The organism is Streptomyces pathocidini (genome assembly GCF_001418495.1).
GTDB classification, from domain to species: Bacteria; Actinomycetota; Actinomycetes; order Streptomycetales; family Streptomycetaceae; genus Streptomyces; species Streptomyces pathocidini.
Window position 1 is genome coordinate 1 of the sequence record NZ_LIQY01000168.1, and the last position, 7269, is coordinate 7269.

Consider the following 7269-nt stretch of genomic DNA (forward strand, 5'->3'; position numbering starts at 1 on the left):
CCGTGCCCGACTCCTCCGCGTTCGACTCCTTCGCGGCCGCCCCTTCCGCGGCCGATCCCTCCGCGTCCGATCCCTTCGCGTGGATCGACGAGCGGGCCCGTGAGCGCCGCGCCGCCGGGCTCGTCCGCACCCTGCGCCCCCGCCCGGCGGACTCCCCGCTCCTGGACCTGGCGAGCAACGACTACCTGGGCCTGGCCCGCCACCCGGAGGTCACGGCCGCCGCGGCCGAGGCGGCGCACCGCTGGGGCGCGGGCGCCACCGGCTCCCGCCTGGTCACCGGCTCCACCGAGCTGCACGCCGAGCTGGAGGCCGAACTCGCCGCCTTCTGCGGCTTCGAGGCCGCCCTCGTGCTGTCCTCCGGCTACGCCGCCAACCTCGCCGCGGTCACCGCCCTCACCGGCCCCGGCACCCTCCTGGTCTCCGACGCGGGCAACCACGCCTCGCTCATCGACGGCTGCCGCCTCTCGCGCGCCGAGACCGCCGTCGTCCCGCACGCCGACCCCGGCGCCGTGCGCAAGGCGCTCGACGGGCACGGCGGCCGGGCCGTGGCCGTCACCGACTCCGTCTTCTCCGTGGACGGCGACGCCGCCCCGCTGCCCGAACTCGCCGCCGCCTGCCGGGCACACGGCGCCGCGCTGCTCGTCGACGACGCACACGGTCTGGGCGTACTCGGCGCCGGCGGGCGCGGCGCCCCGCACGCCGCGGGCCTCGCGGGCACGCCCGGCACGGTCGCCACCGTGACGCTGTCCAAGTCGCTCGGCAGCCAGGGCGGCGCGGTCCTCGGCCCGGCCCGGGTGATCGACCATCTGGTCAACACCGCCCGGACGTTCATCTTCGACACCGGGCTCGCCCCGGCCGCCGCGGGCGCCGCCCTCGCCGGCCTGAGCCTGCTGACCCGCGAGCCGGAGCGCGCGGCCCGCGCCCGTACCGTCGCGGCCACGCTGCACCGGAAGTTGACGGCGGCGGGGCTGGCGGCGGTACGCCCGGACGCCTCCGTGGTCTCCGTCCGCGCCCCGTCCCCGGAGGCCGCGGCGCGCTGGGCCGCCGACTGCCGCGCGGCCGGGCTCGCGGTCGGCTGCTTCCGCCCGCCGTCCGTCCCCGACGGCATCTCGCGGATCCGGCTGACGGCCCGGGCCGACCTCACCGGCGCCGCGATCGCGCGGGCGGTCGAGACGATCACGGCCACGGCACCGGGCCGCTGACCTCCCGCCCGAACCCCTGCCCGTACGCCCCACCTCGTGCCCAAATACGGCTTTCCGTGGCAGAGTTCACCGCATCGAGCGACAGAACTCCGGGCAAGGTGGTGGATCGCCACCGCCATCGGCAGCATCAGTGGCAGTCTGACGGAAGCAGCCGCCCCAAGGCGGCTCCGATCCATTCCATCCCGTCCTCGTGCAACGCGTCGGAGCCACGGCCTCGGTGGGAAAGGGACAGCGCCGCCATGGCAGACCACCAGGAAGCATCCGTCACGCTGCCGAGCGATCCGGCCTCGGTCACGACCGCGCGCAGATACGTCTCGGACGTGCTCATGGAATGGGGCCTGCCGGAGACGGCCGAGGCCGCCGACACCGTACGCCTGATCGTCTCCGAGCTGGCCACCAACGCGATCGTGCACACCCTGGGGCAGTCCCCGACGTTCACCGTGGACGTCCGGCTCGAACGCGACGAGCAGCTGCGCATCGGCGTCACCGACAGCCACGCGCGCTTCCCCCGGCGGCTGCCCGCGGCCGTGCAGCAGGACAACGGGCGCGGCATGGTGATCATCCGCTGGCTGACCGCCGAGTCGGGCGGGAAGCTGTCGGTCACGCCGACCGCCGAGGGTGGCAAGACGGTCTGGATCGCGCTCCCGTGGAAGCTCCCCGCCACCTGACCCGCGCAGGCGGGCGCCTTACGTCACCCGGTCACTTCGCCCGGCTACCTCACCCGGCCGTACTGGACGGCCTTGGTCCAGATCTTCTCCAGGCGCACGGTGGAGCCGGTCTTGGGGGAGTGCCACATGCGGCCGCGCCCCGCGTAGATGCCCACGTGGTAGATCCCCCGCCCGTAGCCGAAGAAGACCAGGTCACCGGGTTTGCGGTGGGCGGCCCGGACGCGGCGGGTCTTGTTGTACTGCTGCGCGGCCGTGCGCGGCAGCTTCTTGCCGACGGCCTTGAAGGCGTACTGGGTCAGCCCCGAGCAGTCGAAGCTGCGCGGGCCGGTGGCGCCCCACCGGTAGGGGGCGCCCCGCTTCGCGGCGGCGACGTGGAGGGCCTTGAAGCCGGGGCTGGCGGCGTGGGCCTCCCCGGCGGCGCCGGGGGCCAGCAGGGTGCCGCCAACGGCGGCGATGGTGAGGGCCGAGACGCTCCCGGCCCGGCGTACTCGACGGGTGAGCAGAGACGGGACCTGTGCGTGCGCGGTCATGCGCAAACCCTTCGTCAGCCGCCTGTGAAGGGGGACCTGTCGGGTTCGGGCAGAACGAAGATGCCCGGCCGCCGCTGCGGCTTCACCCCGAGGGGCCACCGGCTGTCCCGGTGGACCCAGTGCTGCTCGGCTCCTCCACTCCTGCCGATCCACTCGTGTCGACCAGTCGTCCGTCCGGCGGCAGGACTCGGCGTCCGTACGGACCGCCCCGCCGCGGTGGCGGGGGCTTGTCGTCTCACGGATCGTCACGCACCAGCGGCCGGGCATCGAGTCGAAACGACGCCATGTGATGTTCCTCACTTATGAGGCAATCGGCGCACAAGGGGCGTCTTCGCACCCGCCTCCGTGCCCCTTGCGGGGGTCCGTACCAGCGGTGAAGTGCCGTACGGCGGATGGCCGGACGGGCGCGGTACGCAACTCGATCAATGCCCTTTGCCGACATGCCGGTACGTCGATCGGGCTCGCCCGAACGGCCCACCGGACGGGTCCGCCGCCCCGAGGATGCGCAGCGGCGCCGCCCGACACTGAGGGGCGCTCTCGACTCCCCGGGACCATCGGCGGTGCGACGCCAGTCGCACGCCCAGGGGTGTGAAGACCCGTGTGGCGAGTTAACGCCCATGAAACTCCGTGGAATTAACCTGCGATCACCTGGCCGTTCACGGCCCGGGCCGCTGGAGCCGCGTCGAGGACTGTGAGGTGGAGCGTGCGACTGACCCCGCACGAGCAGGAACGGCTGCTGATCCATGTGGCGGCCGACGTGGCCGAGAAGCGCCGGGCCCGCGGGGTGCGGCTCAATCACCCCGAGGCGGTCGCCCTGATCACCTCCCACATCCTCGAAGGCGCCCGCGACGGCCGCACCGTCGCCGAGCTGATGGCCTCCGGGCGCGAGGTCCTCACCCGCGACGAGGTCATGACGGGGATCCCCGAGATGATCCACAACGTGCAGGTCGAGGCCACCTTCCCGGATGGCACCAAGCTCGTCACCGTCCACGAGCCCATCGCCTGACGGAGGAGAGCCGCACATGATCCCCGGAGAGGTGCTGTACGCGGACGAGCCGGTGGCGCTCAACGCGGGCCGCCCCGTCACCCGTATGACCGTCCTCAACGCCGCCGACCGGCCCGTACAGGTCGGCTCCCACTACCACTTCGCCGAGGCCAACCCCGGGCTCGACTTCGACCGCGCCGCCGCGCGCGGCCTGCGGCTGAACATCGCCGCGGGCACGGCCGTGCGCTTCGAACCCGGGATCCCGGTGGAGGTCGAACTCGTGCCGATCGGCGGGGAGCGGGTCGTGCCCGGGCTGCGCGGCGAGATCGGAGGCCCCCTCGATGGCTGAGCTGGCGCGCGCCGTCTACGCGGATCTCTTCGGGCCGACCACCGGCGACCGCGTCCGGCTGGCCGACACCGACCTCCTCGTCGAGATCGAGCGGGACCTGGCCGGGGGGCCCGGCGCCGCGGGGGACGAGGCGGTCTTCGGCGGCGGCAAGGTGATCCGCGAGTCCATGGGCCAGGCCCGTACGACCCGGGCCGAGGGCGCCCCCGACACGGTCGTCACCGGCGCCGTGATCATCGACCACTGGGGCATCGTCAAGGCCGACGTCGGCATCCGCGACGGCCGCATCGCGGGCATCGGCAAGGCCGGCAACCCCGACACCATGGACGGCGTCCACCCCGACCTCGTCATCGGCCCCGAGACCGAGGTCATCGCGGGCAACGGAAAGATCCTCACCGCGGGCGCCGTCGACGCGCACGTCCACTTCATCTGCCCGCAGCTGGCGGACGAGGCCCTGGCCGCCGGGATCACCACCCTCGTCGGCGGCGGCACCGGACCGGCCGAGGGCACCAAGGCCACCACCATCACCCCCGGCCCCTGGCACCTGGCCCGGATGTTCGAGGCCATGGAGGCCTACCCCCTCAACATCGGACTCCTCGGCAAGGGCAACACCACCTCGCTCGAGGCGATGCGCAGCCAACTGCGCGGCGGGGCGCTCGGGTTCAAGATCCACGAGGACTGGGGTGCGACCCCGGCCGTCATCAACGCCTGCCTGGACGTGTGCGAGGAGACCGGCGCCCAACTCGCCATCCACACCGACACGCTGAACGAGGCGGGCTTCGTCGGCGACACCCTCGCCGCCATCGCGGGCCGGTCCGTGCACGCGTACCACACCGAAGGCGCCGGGGGAGGGCACGCGCCCGACATCATCACTGTGGTCGCCGAGCCCAACGTGCTGCCCAGCTCGACCAATCCGACCCGACCGCACACCGTCAACACCGTCGAGGAGCACCTCGACATGCTGATGGTCTGCCACCACCTCAAACCCGCCGTACCCGAGGACCTCGCCTTCGCCGAGTCCCGCATCCGGCCCAGCACCATCGCCGCCGAGGACATCCTGCACGACCTCGGCGCCATCTCGATCGTCTCCTCCGACTCCCAGGCCATGGGCCGGATCGGCGAGGTCGTGCTGCGCACCTGGCAGACCGCGCACGTGATGAAGAAGCGGCGCGGCGCGCTGCCGGGGGACGGGCGCGCGGACAACCACCGGGCCCGGCGCTATGTCGCCAAGTACACGATCAACCCGGCCGTGGCCCAGGGCCTCGACCACGAGATCGGCTCCGTCGAGACCGGCAAGCTGGCGGATCTCGTGCTGTGGGACCCGGCGTTCTTCGGGGTCAAGCCGCACCTGGTCATCAAGGGCGGGCAGATCGCGTACGCGCAGATGGGCGACGCCAACGCCTCCATCCCCACGCCGCAGCCGGTCATGCCCCGCCCGATGTTCGGCGCCACCGGCCGTGCGCCGGCCGCCAACTCGCTCAACTTCGTGGCCCCCGCCGCCATCGAGGACGACCTGCCGGGGCGGCTCGGGCTCGGCAAGCGGTTCGCGGCCATCCGCTCCACCCGCGGGGTCGGCAAGGCCGATATGCGCGAGAACGACGCCCGTCCGCACGTCGCCGTCGACCCCGACACCTTCACCGTCACCATCGACGGCGACCCGGTCGACCCGGCCCCGGCCAGTGAACTCCCCATGGCCCAGCGGTACTTCCTCTTCTGACGGGGGCGTGGCGGAAACATGAGCATCCCGACAGAACCAAAACCAAAGCCACCCCCCCACCCGGAGCCGCCCCGGCGGCCCGAGGCGGGCTTCCGCCCGGGAGTGGCCTTGCGGCCCGAGCCGGCCTCGCGGCCTGGGGCGGCACCTGCTGAACATGGCGGTGACGGGGCTGCGGCCGGCCCACGTGAGCCGCATCCTCCAGCCCGGCATGGAGACTTCCCCTTGCCCGGGACATGCCCCTGCGCCGAGGTGGCGGCGTCCGCAGAGACGGCCCGACTCCCGGGGGTGGGGCAGCTCCCCGGGGTGTCGTCGCTTCGTGAGGCGGGCTCGCCCGCTGCTCGGGCCGCGCTGCTCGTCCTCGCCGACGGGCGGTTCCCGGCCGGCGGGCACGCGCACTCCGGGGGAGTGGAGGCGGCCGTGGCGGCAGGGCGCGTCCACGACGCCGCCACACTGGAGGACTTCTGCCGCGGCAGGCTCCACACCACGGGCCTGACCGCCGCCGCGCTCGCCGCCGCCGCGGCGGCCGGAGCCGACCCGCTGCCGCTCGACGAGGCGGCCGACGCCCGTACGCCGGCCCCCGCACTGCGGGCCACCGCCAGGCGGCTCGGCCGGCAGTTGATGCGGGCCGCGCGCGCCGCCTGGCCCTGCGCCGAACTCGACGCGCTCGCCGCCGCCCGGCCGCGCGGCGCCCACCAACCCGTCGTCCTGGGCCTCGCCGCCCGCGCCGCGGGACTCGCCCCCCTCGACGCCGCGCACACCGCCGCGTACGAGGCCGTCGGCGGGCCCGCAACCGCGGCCGTACGGCTGCTGGGCCTCGACCCGTTCCAGGCCACCGCCGTTCTGGCGCGGCTCGCCCCCGAACTCGACGGCGTCGCCGAACGGGCGGCCGCCGCGGCCGGGCGGGCGCCCCACGACGGCGTGGATGCTCTGCCCGCCGCCTCCGCACCCCTGCTCGACATCGCCGCCGAGCAGCACGCAGCCTGGCCGGTACGCCTCTTCGCGTCCTGACCGCCGCCCAGCCACTCAGCCGTCCAGCCACCCAGCCATCTCCCCACCCCCACCGGAGCCGTTCGATGCATCTCGACCACGCCGAAACGTTCCCCCATCGGCACACCTACAGCGCCCCCGCCACCCACCGGCCCGACGGCACCCGGCGCGCCCTGCGCATCGGCCTCGGCGGCCCCGTCGGCTCCGGCAAGACCGCCACCGTCGCGGCGCTGTGCCGGGCGCTGCGCGACGAACTGTCCATCGCCGTCGTCACCAACGACATCTACACCCGCGAGGACGCCGAGTTCCTGCTGCGCAACGCGGTGCTGCCGCCGGAGCGGATCGCCGCCGTCGAGACCGGCGCCTGCCCGCACACCGCGATCCGCGACGACATCTCCGCCAACCTCGAAGCGGTCGAGGACCTGGAGGAGGCGGTCGGCCCGCTGGACCTCGTACTGGTCGAGTCCGGCGGCGACAACCTCACCGCCACCTTCTCCAAGGGCCTGGTCGACGCGCAGCTCTTCGTCATCGACGTTGCGGGCGGCGACGACATCCCGCGCAAGGGCGGGCCCGGCGTCACCACCGCCGACCTGCTCGTGGTCAACAAGACCGACCTCGCCCCGTACGTCGGCGCCGACCTCGACCGCATGGCCCGCGACGCCGAGGCCCAACGCGGGCCGCTCCCGGTCGCGTTCACCTCCCTGACCTCCGAGGAAGGCGTGAAGCCGGTCGCCGACTGGGTACGCGAACGGCTCGCCGCCTGGGGAGCGGGGCCGGGGGCCGCGGCCCCGCCGTCCGGGAACCGGACGACTTCCGCGGACCAGGCCGCCGCGG

8 protein-coding genes are annotated in these 7269 nt (G+C 74.1%); 7 read left to right on the forward strand and 1 reads right to left on the reverse strand.

What is annotated here, in order from left to right; genetic code table 11:
* Window positions 1-83 precede the first annotated feature (83 nt).
* Together AOK16_RS10190 and AOK16_RS10195 are read left to right on the forward strand one after the other, a co-directional pair.
* Window positions 84-1202, forward strand: a complete 1119-nt coding sequence (locus AOK16_RS10190; RefSeq protein ID WP_240483503.1) for an 8-amino-7-oxononanoate synthase — start codon at window positions 84-86, stop codon at window positions 1200-1202.
* Between the two features lie 239 nt (window positions 1203-1441).
* Window positions 1442-1870 (forward strand): ATP-binding protein, encoded by a 429-nt coding sequence (locus AOK16_RS10195; RefSeq protein ID WP_055471928.1) that lies wholly within the window; start codon window positions 1442-1444, stop codon window positions 1868-1870.
* Window positions 1871-1914: 44 nt separating this feature from the next.
* Here the strand turns inward: AOK16_RS10195 and AOK16_RS10200 are convergent, their stop codons facing one another.
* Window positions 1915-2400, reverse strand: coding sequence for a C40 family peptidase (locus tag AOK16_RS10200; protein WP_055471929.1), 486 nt, complete (start codon window positions 2398-2400; stop codon window positions 1915-1917).
* 703 nt (window positions 2401-3103) lie between these two features.
* On the opposite strand from AOK16_RS10200, the gene AOK16_RS10205 reads away from it, so the two are divergent.
* The 5 genes from AOK16_RS10205 to ureG all read left to right on the forward strand — a co-directional run.
* Window positions 3104-3406 carry an urease subunit gamma gene (locus tag AOK16_RS10205; protein ID WP_055471930.1) on the forward strand — a complete coding sequence of 101 codons (303 nt, stop codon included), beginning with the start codon at window positions 3104-3106 and terminating at the stop codon, window positions 3404-3406.
* 16 nt (window positions 3407-3422) lie between these two features.
* Complete coding sequence (locus tag AOK16_RS10210) at window positions 3423-3734, forward strand: urease subunit beta (RefSeq protein ID WP_055471931.1); 312 nt, start codon at window positions 3423-3425, stop codon at window positions 3732-3734.
* Window positions 3727-5448 (forward strand): urease subunit alpha, encoded by a 1722-nt coding sequence (locus tag AOK16_RS10215; RefSeq protein WP_055471932.1) that lies wholly within the window; start codon window positions 3727-3729, stop codon window positions 5446-5448. Before AOK16_RS10210 ends, AOK16_RS10215 begins: the two co-directional genes overlap by 8 nt.
* Before the next feature lie 303 nt (window positions 5449-5751).
* Window positions 5752-6456 (forward strand): urease accessory protein UreF, encoded by a 705-nt coding sequence (locus AOK16_RS10220; RefSeq protein WP_055471933.1) that lies wholly within the window; start codon window positions 5752-5754, stop codon window positions 6454-6456.
* A gap of 65 nt (window positions 6457-6521) precedes the next feature.
* On the forward strand, window positions 6522-7269 hold a 748-nt coding region (ureG, locus tag AOK16_RS10225; RefSeq protein ID WP_079101228.1), incomplete at its 3' end, for an urease accessory protein UreG.